13 protein-coding genes are annotated in these 18,935 nt (G+C 39.5%); 8 read left to right on the top strand and 5 right to left on the bottom strand.

Annotated features, from left to right (window positions below):
* Positions 1-1,112, bottom strand: a 1,112-nt coding sequence (locus PV02_RS04290) for a hypothetical protein (RefSeq protein WP_256622121.1), incomplete at its 3' end; no start/stop codon positions are given.
* A gap of 1,411 nt (positions 1,113-2,523) precedes the next feature.
* Between PV02_RS04290 and PV02_RS04285 the strand changes: the two genes are divergently transcribed.
* The 4 genes from PV02_RS04285 to PV02_RS04270 all read left to right on the top strand — a co-directional run bounded on the left by PV02_RS04285 (position 2,524) and on the right by PV02_RS04270 (position 7,996).
* Complete coding sequence (locus PV02_RS04285; RefSeq protein WP_256622120.1) at positions 2,524-3,282, top strand: cytochrome c biogenesis CcdA family protein; 759 nt, start codon at positions 2,524-2,526, stop codon at positions 3,280-3,282.
* Positions 3,283-3,836: 554 nt separating this feature from the next.
* A complete protein-coding gene (locus PV02_RS04280; RefSeq protein WP_256622119.1) occupies positions 3,837-5,288 on the top strand; it encodes a lipopolysaccharide biosynthesis protein in 1,452 nt (483 codons plus the stop codon).
* Complete coding sequence (locus PV02_RS04275; protein ID WP_256622118.1) at positions 5,281-6,294, top strand: glycosyltransferase family 2 protein; 1,014 nt, start codon at positions 5,281-5,283, stop codon at positions 6,292-6,294. Before PV02_RS04280 ends, PV02_RS04275 begins: the two co-directional genes overlap by 8 nt.
* Positions 6,295-6,547: 253 nt before the next feature.
* Positions 6,548-7,996 carry a lipopolysaccharide biosynthesis protein gene (locus tag PV02_RS04270; protein WP_256622117.1) on the top strand — a complete coding sequence of 483 codons (1,449 nt, stop codon included), beginning with the start codon at positions 6,548-6,550 and terminating at the stop codon, positions 7,994-7,996.
* Positions 7,997-8,194: 198 nt separating this feature from the next.
* Here PV02_RS04270 and PV02_RS04265 read toward each other — a convergent pair whose 3' ends face one another.
* Both PV02_RS04265 and PV02_RS04260 read right to left on the bottom strand, forming a co-directional pair.
* Positions 8,195-9,220, bottom strand: a complete 1,026-nt coding sequence (locus tag PV02_RS04265; RefSeq protein WP_256622116.1) for a hypothetical protein — start codon at positions 9,218-9,220, stop codon at positions 8,195-8,197.
* 751 nt (positions 9,221-9,971) lie between these two features.
* Positions 9,972-11,204, bottom strand: coding sequence for an ATP-grasp domain-containing protein (locus tag PV02_RS04260; protein WP_256622115.1), 1,233 nt, complete (start codon positions 11,202-11,204; stop codon positions 9,972-9,974).
* Positions 11,205-11,655: 451 nt separating this feature from the next.
* On the opposite strand from PV02_RS04260, the gene PV02_RS04255 reads away from it, so the two are divergent.
* From PV02_RS04255 to PV02_RS04240, 4 genes are all read left to right on the top strand, one after another.
* Positions 11,656-12,450 carry a polysaccharide deacetylase family protein gene (locus tag PV02_RS04255; RefSeq protein ID WP_256622114.1) on the top strand — a complete coding sequence of 265 codons (795 nt, stop codon included), beginning with the start codon at positions 11,656-11,658 and terminating at the stop codon, positions 12,448-12,450.
* A 171-nt stretch (positions 12,451-12,621) separates the two neighbouring features.
* Positions 12,622-13,803: a carboxylate--amine ligase gene (locus PV02_RS04250; RefSeq protein ID WP_256622113.1), complete on the top strand. Its 1,182-nt coding sequence runs from the start codon at positions 12,622-12,624 to the stop codon at positions 13,801-13,803.
* Between the two features lie 157 nt (positions 13,804-13,960).
* On the top strand, positions 13,961-15,301 hold the full coding sequence (locus tag PV02_RS04245) for a phenylacetate--CoA ligase family protein (protein WP_256622112.1): 1,341 nt from the start codon (positions 13,961-13,963) through the stop codon (positions 15,299-15,301).
* A 13-nt stretch (positions 15,302-15,314) separates the two neighbouring features.
* Positions 15,315-16,184, top strand: a complete 870-nt coding sequence (locus PV02_RS04240; protein ID WP_256622111.1) for a glycosyltransferase family 2 protein — start codon at positions 15,315-15,317, stop codon at positions 16,182-16,184.
* 166 nt (positions 16,185-16,350) lie between these two features.
* Here the strand turns inward: PV02_RS04240 and PV02_RS04235 are convergent, their stop codons facing one another.
* Together PV02_RS04235 and PV02_RS04230 are read right to left on the bottom strand one after the other, a co-directional pair.
* Positions 16,351-17,673 (bottom strand): nucleotide sugar dehydrogenase, encoded by a 1,323-nt coding sequence (locus PV02_RS04235; RefSeq protein WP_256622110.1) that lies wholly within the window; start codon positions 17,671-17,673, stop codon positions 16,351-16,353.
* 17 nt (positions 17,674-17,690) lie between these two features.
* A complete protein-coding gene (locus tag PV02_RS04230) occupies positions 17,691-18,725 on the bottom strand; it encodes a DUF354 domain-containing protein (protein WP_256622109.1) in 1,035 nt (344 codons plus the stop codon).
* Positions 18,726-18,935: the final 210 nt, after the last annotated feature.

Below are 18,935 nucleotides of genomic sequence, written 5' to 3'. Positions count from 1 at the left end.
GTAGTTCTCATTACATAGCTTGATGTTCCACCATAGCCAGAGGACTTCAGGGCGCTGCTATCTGCAAGACTGTTACCCGCATCCGTACACCAATAAGAGGTTGTCGTTGTTCCAGGGCTGCTGAAATATATGAAGTACTTTTTGCCCTTTTCCAAGGTAACTGATCTGGACAGTTTTACAGTGTACCACTTTCTGTCAAACACTCCGGTACCACTTCCAGAAACATATACTTGAGAAGGGGTCAAAAAAACACCACTTGCAAGAACTTTCCCGTTATAATTGTTTTCACATATATAATAGTATAAATTGTCTTTTGGACGAACTAATGAATTAGTAGCGTGGTAAGTGCTCCATGGAACTGAGAGCTGAGTAACCACTTTTGATTCATAGTTGGTGAATAACTGACCTACTTTATTGGCTCCATATACTTTCGCATAGTTGTGGCGATAAGGCTGTCCGTGGTAAGTACCGTCGGTGAACTGAATAACAAAAGTAGGTATAATGCGCCCGTTTGGCTCAGGGCACCAGATCTTTCCATTGAAATAAGCTACGTTTGTCTTTGCAGTAACGTCATTTATGCCCTTATTTGTTCCGGCGTAGTTATAAGGAAGGTGTATATCTGTTAAGGTGCCATCAGGTGTTGGCTTGGATGCATAAAGGCCGAGCCAGCTTTTGGTGCTTGTAGGGGTTGGTCCGCTTAGGTATTGAACAACGATCCAGTAGGTCTGGCCTTTCTTCAGGGCTACATTAGGGGAAATATCAACTGTAGACCATACATCATCTTTTGGATTGGTAAGTGTGCCTTTCCCAAGTGCTGTCCCGCTTGGGTAACTTCCGGAGTTGGTCTGTATCTGAACGCTCCACGAAGGCTGGTTGGTTGCTGGAATACCACATCCCGGAAGCAGCATTACCTTATCGAGTGTAATATCAGCCGGAGCCACGTATTTAATAGCCATTTTAGCTGTGGGGCTTTTGAGCAGATTGCTTGATCCGCCGCTCAGAATATTGATCTCGTTTGCAGGACCGGCTTTAGCTACACCTACAGAAGCTGTTAAAGCTATCAAAAGAATTAAAAATAAACATGTAACCAGTCTTTTTCTTTTAACATACATTATTGACCTCCTAGATGTCTTTTCTTGAGAGGGTTTTACTTATTCGGAACAACCCATGAAAGACGCTGTTTAATGGAAATCTTGCTTACCAGCTGCAGAAACACCATATAATAATCACAATGCAATTTCTGCTTACAAGATCACATGAATCCTGTTTCGGGTATTTTATTACAAGATAATTATTAATATCGAGTACTATATATATAATTTTCATAGGCAAAAATTCGCATAAGTAACTTTGACATCCTACAACTGCGGATAAATATAAATAAAAATGGATATCAAGCAGTACTCTGGAAAAAGTAATGCCAAGTAACAGTTTTTATTTTACTACATAGTGATAAATATGATAGACAACAGGAACGCATACTTGCTTTAGATAGGAATTATATTTAGCATGTCGTGGTTTTTCAGGCTGCAGAGTAATAATTGATAGCAAACAACACAATTCAGAATGCTTGAAGAATAATATAATACGCTCTGGTAAAGGGAGAGCGGTAGCCTTGATATCTTCATGCCCGCTTACAGGACCTACGGGGAACTTATCTTGAAAGATACTACTGCCTACCATTAAGCTTAACAGAAAAGAGACAAAGCTGAGTCAGTTCAGCTGTATTTGTTCCAGTTCTTATCAGTCCATGATCACCATTAAAATATCCATGTCCCTCCTGAGCTATTGTGTTGCTCACTATATGGGGGTAATGCCTGCCTTCTCAGAGATATGGATTTTCATGTCTATGGCATCTTGTATATGTCATCGGATGCGTCAAAGTCCTATGATATAAGGCTGTCCCCTTACATGTCATCGGGTCCGCCGTCATAGAAAGTGACAGAGCTATATAGGCATATCTTGCGCCGGCACTAACGACCGGAGGACTCACCTTCGCTGGTTTTGATTCATCGGGGAGGAATAAAGAAGAGTTCTTTATCCCATCTGAACTATCAGCATCTGGGTTAGAAGGACTGTCCGAATCTGCCACCTTATATCCCAAGAAGTTGAACGATGTCTCTCCTTTGCCGTCCGTTCACTAATAAGAGAGTAACTGCAAGCAGTATGATCCGTCCAAGAGAAAGAAAGAGAAAAAGGATCAAAGGTAAGATTTCATCAAACGGGAATTCCTGCAAAGGCAATATTTATAATCTTGAAATAGCTATGTTTTCCTCAAAAAGATAGATATTTCCGGCAACAGTTATAGGAATTATTCCACTTCTATGTTATAAGGAACATTTACCTAGGATCCTCATCGCAAAATCTTCTGGCTCCGGCAGATTAAAAATGAGTTCCGTATTTATTTGTTTCAACGTTATGTAAGTAGTGGCACAGGAAAAGCCTTGGTATAAACAGATGAGTCATTGGAGGTAAGCTGTAAGAATGAAATACAAATCTCAGCAGTCTGTAATTATCATTATCTTGGTAGTGGCTGCTATTCTTTTTCCTCTTCAATATGTTATGGAGGCAGTGAATAATAATATAGTCTTTGAGAAGTTAATCCTGTTTGCTTTCATTGCAGGCCTGTTCATAGGCTTCAATCCATGCCTCCTAGCAGTCATAGTTTACATGCACTCTACCCTCATCTCCTCAAAAGGTACAAGAAAAGATATGATATTCCTTATTTTCGGCTTTTGCGCAGGGATCTTTTCAACCTACACAATAGCAGGGATATGGATCCTCAATACCGTTAACTCTCTCGTGGGAATACAGGAGAATATTGCCACTGTGATGATAGTAATAGTTTTTACCTTAGGATTGGTGTACCTTTATGATACATACTACATGAAGGTGCACCGAGAGACCATATTCACTACACCCAGATTGTTCACAAGGTTCATAAAGTTCACAAGTAAAATCAAAGGGGTAAAATCTCTTGCATTGTCATTCCTCGGAGGAGCACTTTTCTCGATGATAAAGGTCCCCCTTCTCGGAGCATTATACGTTGTTATCCTGGAAATATTAATTTCATATGACATATATATACATGATGCTATTTATTTGAGTATCCATAATTTTAGTTTAGTATTACCGACTCTTTTGCTTGGTGGCATGCTTGCTTTCGGGATGGATCCTGAAAAGGTCTCGGATTTAAAGGAAAGAAGACGTGTAGAGATACGCTTCATAACCGGATTGACACTTCTTCTTCTGGCTATGCTGCTTCATTTTAAAGTAATCTGATCCAAGCCTGAAATATCATAATTTCAGGTTAGATTTTCATAGATTATATCTGAATTATCTCGGACTAAAGGGATAGTTAAATTAAATATTTACTCCTTCTTGGCGCAAAATGGGATTGTTGTTCAATATATCGATGGTATTCCCACATACCATCAGAATAACTTATGCTGAAAATGAAAAATATCTCATATCGACCTATCAAATTTGCCATCTTCGTTTAAGCCCGGCAAAACCAATAAATATTGAATGGTACGTTAGAATAAGCACCAAATGTTGATCGCTTGAAAATACTGAGGATTTCTACAGAACCAAATACTATATAAAGCGTATCTTAAGAATGAATATGGAATTTTACACTTACTATATTGATAAGGAGATTAAATTAATATTCCACAGATAGTATAGAGAGATAGCTGAGTATATATTTCATCACATTTGAGTAAAGGCATAGAAGAGTTACATTATCAGAGAATAAGATCCAAATATGTAACTATTTATTCATATTACGAAAAAGGTTCAGTCACAGATTGGAGCCTACCATGGTAGATTAGAAAATGTCACTTGCCAAAAAAACAACTACCGGCATTATCTGGAATTTTACTGAAACAATGAGTAAAAAAGGATTTGCCGTAATAACAACTTTACTGCTTGCCCGCTTCCTTACACCGGAAGACTTCGGCTTGATAAGCATGATGGCAGTATTTATAGCCGTGGCCGGTCAGATCATGGAGTCCGGATTCAAGCAGGCAATTATCCGGAAATTAGGAGCTACACAGGAAGATTTCAACACGGCATTCTATTCCAATCTCTTCCTGGGTGCGCTGGCATATGTGCTCTTGTTCTTTTCAGCACCATTGATAGCCGACTTCTATGAGGAAACAAGACTTATCGTTCTCATACGGGTACTTGGTATTGTCATCCCGATAAATTCCTTCCAGGTAATTCAAAGTGCTATCCTCAGCCGTGAGCTCAATTTCAAAGCACAGCTCAAGGCCACTGTTCCGGCAAGTATCATTTCGGCCGTGATTGCAATTTTCATGGCATTCAATGGTTATGGTGTATGGTCACTGATTATCCAGATGATAGTCTCTGCTTTTTTGACGACAGTTTCATTGTGGTTGATGAGACTATGGACTCCTACTCTAACAGTTAGTCAGGGTTCACTCTTCGAGATGTTTGGTTTTGGATCTAAACTTTTTATATCAGGTCTAATTGACATAGTGTTCCAGAACATGTATATTGTAGTGATAGCAAAAATGTTTACAGCAACAATAGCTGGACACTTTTTTTTCGCCAAGAAAATCAAAGAGCTTATCGCTAATCAATTGGTCAATTCTGTACAAACAGTGACATTTCCTGCATTGGCGTCACTGCAAGAAAATAACGCCTCATTAAAATCCGGCTATAGGAAGATCATTCAGGTAACTACCTTCCTGATATTCCCATCCATGCTTTTCATGGCTGCCCTAGCACAACCCATATTTATGGTCTTCCTTAATGATCAATGGCTACCGGCATATCCATACCTCCAGTTGATGTGTCTGTCCCATATAATGTACCCACTGCATTCGATTAATCTGAACATCCTGAAAGTGAAAGGCCGCTCAGATCTTTTCTTATATCTGGAGATAATCAAAAAGATCTTTGCAGTAGCTGTTCTTGCAATGAGTTTCCAATATGGAGTCATAGGCATTCTAATAGGACAGATAATAGCATCATTTATTGCATATATTCCCAACAGCTATTTCTCGGGAAAACTGATCAATTATCCTGCCAGAGAGCAGATCTATGACATCTTACCAAACCTCCTGATATCAGGAACAATTGCAGTCACTATCTATATAGGCGTAGAGATATCCACATTGCCGGCACTATTTGAACTGGCACTCTTTGGTTTTTTAGCAGGGGCTACATATATTTTAGCAAGCTACATTTTCAAGATGCAAGCGGTTAATATACTAGAACACATTATTAGAGAAAAATTCAGAAGGAAAACACATGGATAAACAGGAACGGATAATGGTTAGTATATGCTGCATAACATATAATCATGAAAAGTATGTAGCTAAAGCAATAGAAGGGTTCCTGATGCAGGAAACAGACTTCAAATATGAAGTAGTGGTACATGATGATGCATCAACCGATCATACTGCGGACATTATTCGATCTTACGAACAGAAATATCCCGAGATCATCAAACCTATTTATCAAACCATAAATCAGCATTCAAAAGGTGTAAGAGTTCTGCCGACATTTATTTACCCGAAAGCTACAGGGAAATATATTGCACTTTGCGAAGGTGATGACTATTGGACCGATCCACATAAATTAAAAAAACAAGTGGATCACATGGAACAGAATCCTGGTTGTACATTTTGCTTTCATAATGCATTCTTAGAGAATGATACAGCTGGCCTGCTTAAAAAAGCAATGGTGCCACATACAGATCAAAATAAGAAGTATTATTCGAACCAAAACAGAAAATATAATGCAGGAGAACTTCAATTGCTGGGCTTTATTCCAACAGCCTCATTTTTATATCCAAAGAAGGTTGTGAATGACCTTCCAGACTGGTACTTTGATGCACCAGCCGGAGACCTTGCTATAAAACTAATAGCTACAAGTCACGGATACGCATACTACATAAATGAAATAATGAGTGTCTATAGAATCAATGTTCAAAGTTCAATGACTGCCCAGTGGAAGAAAGAAGACCGCACTAAAAAAATCCAAAGGATCAAAGGCTTCGTAAGTACTTTAGATGCCTTTGATAAGTGGACAGACCATAGGTTTGGAAATGAAATAGAGGAATCAAAAACTTCTTTTGAATTGAGATTGGAACTGGCAAAAGGCAATAAGAGAATGCTTAGCGAGGAGAGATATAAGGATTATTTCAGAAAACTGGGCAGCAGAGAAAAGATTAACTTATACATAAGACTTTATTTCCCCCGATTAATAACATTCCTGAAAGAAACGCTACCTTTCGATTTAAAATACAGGCTGGTAAGATAATAGTTCAACGGGAATGGATACAAGGATCAAATGGATTTCATAAATTGAAAGCATACTCCTACAAGGGAACGATATTCTATAAAAAAGATGAATTGGTGGATTCAAAGGATAATAGTCACTGGCTCAGATATGGAAAACAATTAGTATAAGGACAACAAATAGAGTCCGAAGAGTGAATCTGAGCATAATTATTTTCATTTAATAAACTTGAAACGTATTTAACAGCTTAATTTTTTAGAGAAAGCGATTAAAAGTGTCACTTACCAAAAAAACCATAGGCGGATTTGTCTGGACCTTTATAGAGCAGTTCAGTAACAGAGGGATAAGCATAGTAGTTACATTGCTACTTGCCTATTTCCTCACTCCGGATGATTATGGCCTGGTAGCCATGATGGCTGTGTTTCTAGCCGTTGCCAACAGTCTTATGGACATGGGCTTCAATCAAGCCCTTATCCGTAAACAAGATGCCACTGAAGTAGATTTCAGTACAGCATTCTATGTCAATTTTATTTTAGGCATTGTATCATATCTGCTGCTATTTATCTCTGCACCATTAATAGCTGCATACTATAATGAAACGCCACTCACACTTCTCCTAAGAGCAGCAGGCATTGTAATTATAATCAACTCTTTTCAGTTCGTTCCCAGATCAGTACTTACACGCGATCTTAATTTCAAGACACAGCTTAAAGCCACAGTTCCCGCAACATTCATTTCCGGGCTTTGCGCAGTAATTATGGCTTATGCTGGTTTTGGCGTTTGGGCCCTTATCACTCAGACGATAGTTTCTTCCCTGATCATAACAATCCTTCTCTGGTCAATGAGTGATATATGGAAACCTACATTTTCCTTCAGCTGGGATTCACTGTCGGAGATGTTTGATTTCGGTTCAAAGCTATTTGTTTCCGGCTTCTTAGACATTATTTTTAAGAATATCTACGTGATATTCATCGCCAAATTATTTTCAACATCGATCGCTGGCCATTACTTTTTTGCCACGAAGATAAAAGATCTGATCCTTCTTCAGTTAGTAGACTCGATCCAAAAAGTCACATACCCGTCATTGTCAACTGTTCAGGATGATGATATCCGATTGAAAGCAGGATACCGTAAAATAATACAAGTAACTACTTTTGTATTCTTTCCTGTAATAACACTAACTGCAGCTTTGGCAGAACCTTTGCTTCTTGCGCTGTTTAGCGAAAAGTGGCTACCTGCTGTGCCGTACCTCCAGCTTATGTGCATTGCAGGCCTAATATACCCACTGAATGCAATCAATGTGAATATGCTTAAAGTTAAAGGACGCTCAGATATATATCTAAGACTGGGACTGCTTGAAAAATTTAATATTACAGTGATCTTAATAATGAGCTCACAATTTGGAGTTATAGCAATTCTTATAGGGCAAATAATAGCTTCTGTACTCTCCTACCTTCCTAATAGCTATTATTCTGGAAAGCTCATAAATTACACTGCTTCGGAACAACTTAAAGACATCTTCCCAGGATTGTGCTTATCAGGCAGCATTGCACTTGTAGTGTTTTTTGCTTTAAGTATTTCAACTCTGCCTGTTCTGATTGAGCTGCCACTTCTTGCAGCAACAGCAGCTGTTTTGTATATCGCAATAGGTTATGCCTTTAAGATGGAAGCAGTAAAAATCGCAAAACTGATCATAGCAGATAAGTTGAAAAAGACCACTTGAAACATACCATGGAAATAAGGCGATTCAGTCCAATCCGGGTCTATCTTATTCAAAGCACTGTTCTTTATTCCTTCGCTATTTAGCTTGTCCAGTACAATACGGTAAAGCTTGTAGAAGTTTTTTGAGCCTGGTCCACCACTGATCCACTCATTAAAATGAGACGGCTGGGTCTTTTATTCCAAGAGTGATAAATTCCACTTATGGAAGTTCAGACAACATCCAGACATTAATTGAACCGCTGTCATATAATTTAGATTCTGTTGCTTGTATGGACCTACTGAAAGTATTCGGATAACGGAGATTATCCACAAAATAAGTAAAACCATAATGCTTTATGATTCTTTGAGCGTAGCTGTTCGGAGTGGTGAATGAAGTTGTTTGTATTGCCCAGAGTTTCCAGCTTGAAGAGGAGTTTGCTTCTTTATAGGGGTCATAGAGATAGAAAGATGGTGAAAAAACAGAATGAACTCTTGTTATCTCTAAAGAGTCCGGGTCAACAAAACCATAGGATATGTCATTAAATCCCTGACCCGATAGCATAGGGACTTCCGCTATGCTCAATACCCTTATACCAAAGAATCTCTCACCCGCAAATGCAGATTCATTATTATTAATAGACCCTTTCATCCAGGATGAAACTTGATACGTTTCTTCATCCATATATCTGTCATCAGTGTTTTCGAGATAATTAATGAACTGGAAATATGAACTGAAAAGCAAACCAGATATGATTATTACAGATAATACTACAAAAAGGGATTTGTCACTTCTTTTAAGGAAAATATAGATTATATTCATCAGTCCAATACCTATCATTATAAATGCTAACGACAAAAAGAACCATTTTCCATAATTAGCCACATAGAAAAATGGAGTGAAACCTATAAGGCTTATTAAAATAAACCATTCCCCAAAGGTTTTCTTTTTCTTCATGATCAGATAGAGCAGTGATACCACAAAAAGGACAATCAAAATGCCTATAAAGCGGAGATATTCCAAGATTTGTGTGGTAATCAGCTCAGAAAGTGGTCCCGAACCTATGAACCCGGGAACAAAAAGAGGAAGGATAAGCATTAAGGAAAAAGCAGCAACAACTAAGAGCAACTGAAAGCGTGGATGAACATCCTCAATATAGTCAACTATTCTTGCTTTAAATATTAATCCTGACAGCAACAGAGCTATTACAGGGATGGCCAGGAAAAAAAACAGTTTATGAACAGCCATCAGAAAAATGTAGAGCGGCACTAATAAAAACATATATTTGACAGATTGCCTTGATTTAAGCAATAAGTAATAAAAAAGAGGAAGTAGTACTATAAATAGACCTCTCGTGGAGACTGTCCATGTTGTAAAATAAAGGATTCCACTGGATGTCGAATACAGAAAAGCTACAATGAAAGCAAACAATTGATCCTCAAATATAGAGTTTGCCATCAGATAGGCTGTTAATGCACTCAATATTCCAATAAGTATACAAAATATCAAGATCGTCAATTCCATTTCCATTAAAGCAAGCTGGGAGATACCAGATAGCAGAAAAGGAACAGCACTTGCATAAGAGTATGGATAGAAGCCAAATACAGAGCTTAAGTTTAACCACCACTTAGCAGATCCGAATTCTGACACAGTGTTAGCAGTAGTATGAATAGCAAAGGAGTCCCATCCGATTTCATGTGGTGTTGTTGGTAACCGCAGAATGATGTTTAATAAGAACAACAAAATGAACATGAAAAACAAATGTTTTTTGCTAAAGATCATACTACCATCACATAAATTATATAGCCTTACGTAATAGGGATTCCTGATATTTATAATAGATGCATGTTTGGCAGTTACATGCACGACGATTTATTCTATTGCTCCCGGCATGTCAAAACTATAGATGCCGTTGTCCATAATTGCTTGTAGAGAGGAGAATTGGATTTCGGGAACTTTCTAAGAAACAACGAGCATTTATTAAATCGCGTTTGTGTGATCACCATATTATGCCTTTTATTCCCTCAGAGGTCTTTACATCGATATCAAGCAAAGCTTTTATTTCATCTATTGTGTTTTCATATTGCTGTTTGTTCTTGCCTTTGATGAGAATAGGACCCATACGATGACCTTTATCGGTCATGACTCCGACCTCCATCCCCACATGCAGATTATCTAAAAACACTTTATGCACGTTTGGTAATGACCTGATATCATCTATACCTCTGATGTCCCTGATAGTGCCCTCTGGCAATGCAAACATCAGATATCCTGCTACAGTAGTGCTCTCTGCGGTTTGAATGTATATTTCCTCTGCATTCCCCACAGCAACATCAAGTAAGAGACTGTTTGCATCAATACCCGTGACCAATGGTATCAGGTCGGACGATATAGCGTGTGCTGCGCCTCTCGCAGCGCACTCCACAAGGTATATCTCCCCGGTTCTTTCTTCAACTATGTATTCGCAATGGGTAACACCAAACTTTAAACCAAACCCTTCTATCAGATGGTTATTTATTTTTAACATTTGTTTTTCGGTGTCATTTTCTGCAACAGAGGCAAAAAGGGTTTTATTGGGGATGAATAGACCAGAGATGTCAAAGAATCCTCTTTTTCCCAGCATTAAATTCGTATGTTTATAATTTGAAGCAAAGCCTGCAATTACATACTCTGGCCCCTCAATGTACTTTTCTACTATCAAGCAGTCCTCTTTAGAGAAAGCAATTGAATGCTTGAATTTATCCTCCAGCTCATTGATGTTCCGTATGACATATATGCCTCTGCTGCCCGCACTATCCGTGGGCTTTATGATCACCGGAAGACCAATATCCAGGCACTTTTCCCTGGCCTCGTCCAAAGTTGAAACCCTATAGTATTCCGGGTTCTTTATTCCTAATTTAGTGCACTCGTTGCGCATTAAATACTTATTAGTGAATTTCAGAGCACAGTCATATCCGATACCTGGCAGGCTCAGTTTCTCAGTGACATAAGCAATGGTTGGAACCGGGAAATCAAGCTGATCCGTAACTATCCCGTCAACCTGCTCTTTTGCAGCAGCTTCCAATACTTTTTCTTTGTCGGTTATGTCAATTTCGCATATCTTATCTGCATATTTTAAACCGGGATAATCACCCGGGATGCTAACGACGACCGTTTCAAAACCACGTTCCTTGGCTAATTTAATTATCGGAACCTGATTAATGCCGGCTCCAAGAATCATAACTTTTTTCATGAGCGAAAACTCCTTGGGTAGCTGTTGTTTAAATCCACATTATTTCCCATTCAAATGAAAAAAAGTATTTTTGTTAACAACGCCGTTCATTAAATATCTCCCACCAATAATGAGTTGCTTTATATTCCTCTGAATTAAAGCTCAAAGATACACATAAAACTTTTCAGAATCCATCCAATCCTCTTTTTACTATGATCTCCCATCTTTACGTGTTATCGGAGTTAACAATTAAAAGTCTTGCGCCAATATTATAATCACAATATTGCAGGTCACAAACGGAGCATGGGTCTTAGTTTCACATAGCCCGGATTTAATTATTTTTATAAGCATAGAAAAATATGTATGCTAAGTCTAATATAGTATGCTGCAATTAATAATGGATATAATCTCCAATTATCGATAAAAATAAACAGTCAATTGCTGTATCCAATACGTCAAAAGAGGTTCTACATTGAGAGATTTCACATTAATGAAATATAAAGAATTGCTTGAAACTATAAAATCGTCAGGTTATGAAACAACAACAGTTCACGATTTTCTAGTTGCGCCTAAGAAGAAGTGCATAATTCTGCGACATGATGTAGACCGAGAAGTGGGGAGAAATCTTTCGACAGCCAGGCTTGAAGCTGAGTATGACATAAAATCAACTTATTATTTCAGGCATGTAAAGGGCGTTTTCATCCCTGCTGTCATTGAGGAAATATCCAGTATTGGGCACGAAATAGGATATCATTATGAAGTATTGGACAAAGCAAAAGGAGATGAGGAAAAAGCTATTCAGATCTTCAGGGAGGAATTGGAAGATCTACGCAAGTATGCAGACGTAAAGACTATCTGTATGCATGGGAACCCTTTTGCCTCCTGGTCTAACAGAGATTTGTGGAATAATTATGACTTCACGGAATTTGGAATCATAGGAGAGCCGTACCTTTCAATCGATTATGGGAAGGTGTTTTATTTAACTGACACCGGAAGAACCTGGGCAAACACCAATATACGTGTTAAAGATGTCGTGAATACCTCCTATCAGGGAAAGATCAACCAGCATGCCAGTAATATAAGATCAACGGAAGATGTATGCGAATTGATAAGATCCGAAGAAATAGATCAGATATGTATACTTATGCATCCTAACAGATGGTGTGACAACATATATGGATGGATGACAGAACTTGTTTTCCAGAATATTAAAAATATTGGAAAAGCGGGGATCATACGATACAGATCAAAAACAACTGTGAGATAAATACTTTCAATTCTCGTGTCATAAAACTCAAATATTTACATAAACTAAGTAGGCCAATATGCTGAATGCTCTCAATCTACTGAATAATATTCAAACTCGCGAGTTAAACAAAATAATATTGACTGAGACTTCATAAGTGGGGCGATTCTTACAATAACGGAAGGTAATCGTATGAATGATGCAGGCGTGCAAGAGGGAGTCGTTGTATTGGGAGACCATGTCCAAGGTCTTGGAATAATTCGCTGTTTTGGAAGAAAGAAAATACCAGTTTACCTTGTAAATGACAAGGGATTGTGCGTTGGAAGATTTTCCCGCTTCCTTACCGGATTCTTAAAATCTCCAGAATTCAATGATGAGCAAGGACTGGTATCTTATTTGATGGATATAGGAAAAAGGAAAGGACTGCATAAGTTCCTTATAATACCAACAAATGACCTTGCTGTCCGTATCGTCTCAAAGAACAAAGAGATTCTGTCTTCCATATACACGATCTCAACTCCGAACCTAGATGCAATTGAACTGATCTACAACAAGAGACGTACCTTTGAACTGGCGAAAAGACTGGGCGTCCCCATCCCTAACACCATATTCCCAAGCAGTGTTGAGAATCTAGATACCCTTTTATCCGATGTGTCCTACCCCTTGATTATAAAAGGCTCTATAGGCCACATCTTTTATAAAACGACAGGAACCAAACTGTTTGTAGTGAACAGCAAAGAGGAAATACTTGATTTCTATCAAAAATATAAAGGGTCGATACAACCTTCCGATACCATCATACAGGAATTGATAGATGGCCCTACAGAGAATGTTCATTCCTTTTGTTCCTTTTTCAAGGAAGGTCAGGTCTACGCCTGGTGGTCCGGTAAAAAGATCCGCGCTCATCCAATGCTCTATGGCACAGCCACATTAGCTGAGAGTGTTCATGATCCTTCTCTTTTGGAATACGGGTCCAGACTTTTGAATGCAATGGGTTACTATGGAGTTTCAGAGATCGAGTTCAAACTTGATCCGAGGGATGGCGTGTTCAAGTTACTGGAAATGAATGCAAGGACCTGGCTGTGGGTAAGTCTGGCCATCAGATGCGGCGTGGACCTGCCATATATCTTGTATTCCGATATGATCAAAAATGAGACTATAACCGTCGATTCCTTCAAAGTGGACATAAAATGGTACCACTTCTATACAGACAGCGCTATGGTGCTCCGGGAGATCTTGAATAGCAGGATGAGCATTAAAGAGTATCTCTCTTCGGTCAAAGGTGAAAAAGAGCTTGCTGTGTTCTCCACGGATGACCCCTTGCCGTTCATAGCAGAAACATTGCTCCTTCCTTATCTGTGGCTCACACGTTAGGCGATGGTTTGAACGAGGATAATTGTCAGGATTGAATAAGATATTTGCATTTGACATTTTCCTGATGCCTCTTTGGCGCATGCAATGATATCTATGAAAGAGCTGCAAGATAGTATCACACAAGGGGAACAAGTAACATTATACGGGATGTATATTAATGCCAATTGATTCTATATTATCACGACATTTGATTTTTCCTGCAGGGGATTACATCAAGCGGACAAAAAGCTTGCAATACCTGAAGTACCTGAACAGGACCCAGTGGTTGAAGCCTGAAGAACTCAGGCAAATACAGGAACAAAAACTGCGTCACCTTATAGAGTATGCCTATAATAATGTACCATACTACCATAAGTTATTCAGGAGCAATGGTTTAACGCCCGATCAGATAAGAACGGTAGATGATTTGTCAAAGATACCTCCACTGACCAAAGATCTGATCAGAGCTAATGGCCCCGATCTTTTATCAAGTTCCGTGTCCAGAATGTATCGGAACACAAGCGGCGGGACTACAGGAGATCCACTGGTATCATACAAAGATCTGAACACCATGGGCTGCAGTTTATCTTCAACGTATAGGGGCTGGAGCTGGGGGGGATATAACCCCGGTGACAGATATGCAACTTTATGGAGATCACCCGATACTATCAATAAGTACAGTTCAGGGATAAACAGAGTGCAAAATGCATTGCGCCGGAACTTACTGCTGAACTGTTTCGACATTGGCCGGGAAAATATGTATGCACATGCTGTTACCTTGAACAAGTACAAACCCAAAATAATAAGGTCATCTCCTTCAGCAGGTTTTGCAATGGCAGAATTCCTTGGAGCAGAAAGTGTGGAAAGGCCAAGTCCCATGGCATTCTTTACAGCTGCTGAAAAACTGTATTCCTTCCAGAGGAAAAGAATAGAATCGATCTTCTCTTGTGATGTCTTCGATAGCTACGGAAGTAATGAAATAAGAGCAATGGCCTATGAATGTGAAGAACACTGCGGTTATCATATATCGGTAGAGAATGTCGTGATCGAGTTCTTGAGCAATGGCGAAAAGACCTCCCCCGGAGAGCTCGGCGAGATTATAATTACAGACCTTACTAACTTCGCAATGCCTTTTTTGCGATACAGGATAGGCGATGTTGGCATCCCTTCTGATGAAACGTGTTCCTGTGGAAGAGGTTTACCACTCCTACACTCGATCGAGGGAAGATCGAACAGTATTGTCCAGACAAAGGATAAGGGACTATTGAAAAGTTCATTCTTTGCAGACCTTCTGATAGATTCACACTTAGTTGAGAACTTCCAGATAATACAAAACAGCCCCAGCAGTGCTGACGTTCGTATACAGGGCTCCGATGCCTCAGAAAGAGAAAAGATACTCTTACTCCTGAGAGAGAACCTTGGGGAGTTCGATATCAACCTGAGCCATGTGAGCCATATCGAACCTGCAAGGTCCGGTAAGTTGCAACTGGTTATATCCAATATACCTCTAGAACTATGAAATGGGTGGTTATATGCCCGAAATGAATGATTATATCCTGGTCACTCCTGCGAAGAATGAAGAAGAAATCCTTGATAAATGCATAGAGTCTGTGGCATCCCAAATCAAATTGCCTTCGTTGTGGGTCATAGTCGACGATGGCAGTGATGATGGCACTCCCGAAATTATTCAAAAGGCCAGTTCCAGGTATCAATGGATAAAGAGTGTCAGGCTGGGACCCAGTAAAAGAGATCTTGGTGCCCATTATTCCTATGTGTGCATAGAAGGCTTCAAGGCAGCTACCGATATATGCAGCAGAGAGAACATCGATTACAGGTTTATCGCTTTACAGGATGCGGATATTGTTCTACCTACCAACTACTATGAGTATCTGATAGAGAAATTAGTTCAGTATCCATCTTTTGGGATATTGAGCGGCAGCACCACATGCCTCGTTAATGACAAGTTCATATGTCCCGACCAAAGTGAGAAACTACCCTCAGGGGCGGCAAGGGTGTGGAGGAAGGAATGCTTTGAGGAAACCGGCGGTTACATCCCTGCATTTGCTCCTGACAGCGTTTCCAATATTAAAGCAAAACTGAAGGGATGGTCTATCAGGCGTTGCAGCGAGATATCCTTTGTCCAGCTCAGGGAGACAGCCAGCGCTAAAGGATTATGGAATGGATGGGCCTCCATTGGCAAGAGGAATTATTACCTGGGATTCCCATTGTATTTCGCATTTATGAAAGCGTTGAAACACTCTGTAAGGCCACCGTTTTACCTGGGGGCCGCTTATCTTTCAGGGTATTTCTCATTTCTATTGAAGGGCAAGCAGATTCAGGAGAAGGACATACTGCACTATTACAGGCATATGAGACCCAAAGAGCTTATCCGGAAGAAATGAAATGTAAGGGAATAAAGCATCCGGTTCTCAAAAAAGGAACCTTTGGAGGCTGTTCCGGAATGCCTGCGTAACGATCGGTATAAAATAATATCTGCCAGGAGCCGGTTCACCGGAACGGATGGGATTCAGGGGCTTCTGGCAGATATTATCTATCATGTAAAGATCCTTATTTGTTGCTTTTCCCAATTCCCAGATATATCAGGCTATCTGTGTTTGCAAACATATTCTTGCAATCAACTATGACCGGAGATACCATTCTTTTGACTGCATCCTGGATATCAATTTCCTTGAACTGGGCATGATCAACAACAAATATGGCACAATCAGCTTTGTCTAATGCACTTTCCATATTTTCCTCAGAGGCTATCACTCCATAATGGGTTGTAATTGAAGAAGCATAGGGATCATAAGCTTTTACGTGCGCTCCAAGATTAATGAGTTCTTCAATGATCTTTTTAGAGGGAGACTCCCTTGTATCGGTAATGTTCTTTTTGTAAGCTAGTCCCATTACAGTCACATTTGAACCATATAGGCCTTTATTTACTTGCTTTAACCCCCTTTCTATCAGATTGATCGCATGGATTCTCATGAAATTATTGATCTCGCCGGAAGTTTCAATGAACCGGGGGATAAAACCGTACTTTTTTGCTTTGTACGACATATAGAACGGATCAAGAGGGATGCAATGACCTCCAATGCCGGGCCCCGGATAAAATGCCATGAAACCGTATGGTTTTGTTGCGGCTGCGTCAATGACTTCCCATGTATCGATATCCATTCTCTCGAAGATGAGAGCCAGTTCGTTTACAAGTGCAATGTTGACGTTCCTGAATATATTCTCTACGATCTTTACAGCCTCGGCAGTCCTGGCGTCCTTTACAGGAACGATCTGTTCGATAATGCTGCCGTAAAGCCTGGAAGCAATATCCGTGCATTCCTGATCAATGCCACCTACCACTTTAGCTGTGTTCGATACATTGAAACATGGATTTCCGGGGTCGATCCTTTCAGGTGAATAAGCCAGGCCAAAGTCCTCTAAAACCTTAAGGCCGGATGACTCGAGTATTGAAAGTACTATCTCTTCGGTGGTACCTGGGTAAGTAGTACTCTCAAGAATAACAAACTGTCCTTTCCTCAGTATTTTAACTATAGTCTCACAAGCACTTTTAATATAACCCAGGTCAGGTTCGTTCTCTGCAGTCAAAGGTGTTGGAACACAGATTATTATAAAGTCACATTTCGAAAGTTCTTTCTCATTGGCAGTAGGATGGAAAGAAGCACCTGTCTGCGAAGAGATCAGGGAGTCAGGAATATCCTGAATATATGATCGTCCACTCAAAAGTTTATCAATTGCCGATTTATTGACATCGTACCCTATAACATTGAACTTCTTTGAAAATTCAATCGCTAAAGGCAGTCCTACGTATCCAAGACCGATTATTCCTATACATGCATCTCCCTTACTGATAAGTGAAATTAAGTTCTTCATATATCTCACCGATTACTTTACAATACTTTGTACTGCTCTACGATGTTTACCATAAAGTCTGTAACATCTATCGTATTATTGAGCAGCTTTTCTCTCTTTTTCTTTCCTTCTGCAGCAAGATCCGGGTTTTCTAATAATTCAACAGCTTTGTCGAATGAATCCTGCTCCATTGTTTCAGGATTTGAGAAATTATACACCAGATCGTACTTTTTCTCTTCTTCATCAGTGTAACCGAGGCGCAGTGGATTCACGTATATTGCGTGCGTTCCTAATATGGCACATTCTGACGCTATTGTTGCCCCTTCACCAATATACAAGGTAGCATAATACAACAAATCATGAAGTTTCTCAGGAGGCACCTTTAACTTATATTGCTCTAATTCAGGCTCCAACGGACTTTCTGAAGTAATTATTACGCGCCCATATCTTTCGAGTTTCTTCACAAGATCGACTTTGCGCTTGATTCCGCTATGTCCGACATCATGGTATGCTTTCCAGGACACAAAACGCAGGATAATGAATCGATCATTCCTAGATAATCCCAACTCATCCAAAACCCGGGGATCAGGTGTAAAATAATTAGGATGAAGGTACATCAGTTCTTTATATCCTGCAATTCGCACCTGTCTCTTTCCCAGATCCCGCGTATAGCAGGCAGGGGTTACTATTATATCCGTCAGCCTGTTTGTAATCTTGCTTAAAAGCACTACATGATCGGTATCTGAAAAGCCTACGTGTGGTTTGTTAATGACCCTGCTGACCACTCCTGAGATGGGAGACTCCCTGCTCACGAATATGTCAGGCTTGAACTTCCTGGATATCTTATAGGCCTTCCAGCAGCAGACTGGTAAAGAGATTAGTTTCTTAAAGAGACTGCCAACACTTATTCGAATCACATCATATTTCAAACCAAAAGAATCAAGCAGTTGAAGAGTTATTTCTTTGTCTGTAGTAATGATATGGATTTTATGCCCTCTTTTTTCCATTTCCTTTATGAAATATCTGAATTGATGTGCATGTGCAGGATGCTGGAGCTCAACCATAATATTCATTATCAACCCTCATTTATGTACAGCTTCTATAAACTAGTTTATCGGTAACCTTAGACATTCTGTTGATTTCTGGATCACTGGCAAAAACATGAGATTGCTCGTGGAAGAGACCCAAATCAGCATGTATTGCCGGCGATGAGACAATGCATATATATAATTTCTCCATTTTTAAGATAATCCCGATAATTGATTATATCTATTTATTATAAA

The organism is Methanolobus chelungpuianus (genome assembly GCF_024500045.1).
Taxonomy (GTDB): domain Archaea; phylum Halobacteriota; class Methanosarcinia; order Methanosarcinales; family Methanosarcinaceae; genus Methanolobus; species Methanolobus chelungpuianus.
This window is presented reverse-complemented; position numbering and strand designations above follow the sequence as displayed.

Excerpts from the sequence above, each read along its gene's own strand:
- PV02_RS04280 (WP_256622119.1), top strand. The coding sequence starts at position 3,837 with ATGTCACTTGCCAAAAAAACAACTACCGGCATTATCTGGAATTTTACT.
- PV02_RS04275 (WP_256622118.1), top strand. The coding sequence starts at position 5,281 with ATGGATAAACAGGAACGGATAATGGTTAGTATATGCTGCATAACATAT.
- PV02_RS04265 (WP_256622116.1), bottom strand. The coding sequence starts at position 9,220 with ATGGCTGTTCATAAACTGTTTTTTTTCCTGGCCATCCCTGTAATAGCT.
- PV02_RS04260 (WP_256622115.1), bottom strand. The coding sequence starts at position 11,204 with ATGAAAAAAGTTATGATTCTTGGAGCCGGCATTAATCAGGTTCCGATA.
- PV02_RS04250 (WP_256622113.1), top strand. The coding sequence starts at position 12,622 with ATGAATGATGCAGGCGTGCAAGAGGGAGTCGTTGTATTGGGAGACCAT.
- PV02_RS04245 (WP_256622112.1), top strand. The coding sequence starts at position 13,961 with ATGCCAATTGATTCTATATTATCACGACATTTGATTTTTCCTGCAGGG.
- PV02_RS04240 (WP_256622111.1), top strand. The coding sequence starts at position 15,315 with ATGCCCGAAATGAATGATTATATCCTGGTCACTCCTGCGAAGAATGAA.
- PV02_RS04235 (WP_256622110.1), bottom strand. The coding sequence starts at position 17,673 with ATGAAGAACTTAATTTCACTTATCAGTAAGGGAGATGCATGTATAGGA.
- PV02_RS04230 (WP_256622109.1), bottom strand. The coding sequence starts at position 18,725 with ATGAATATTATGGTTGAGCTCCAGCATCCTGCACATGCACATCAATTC.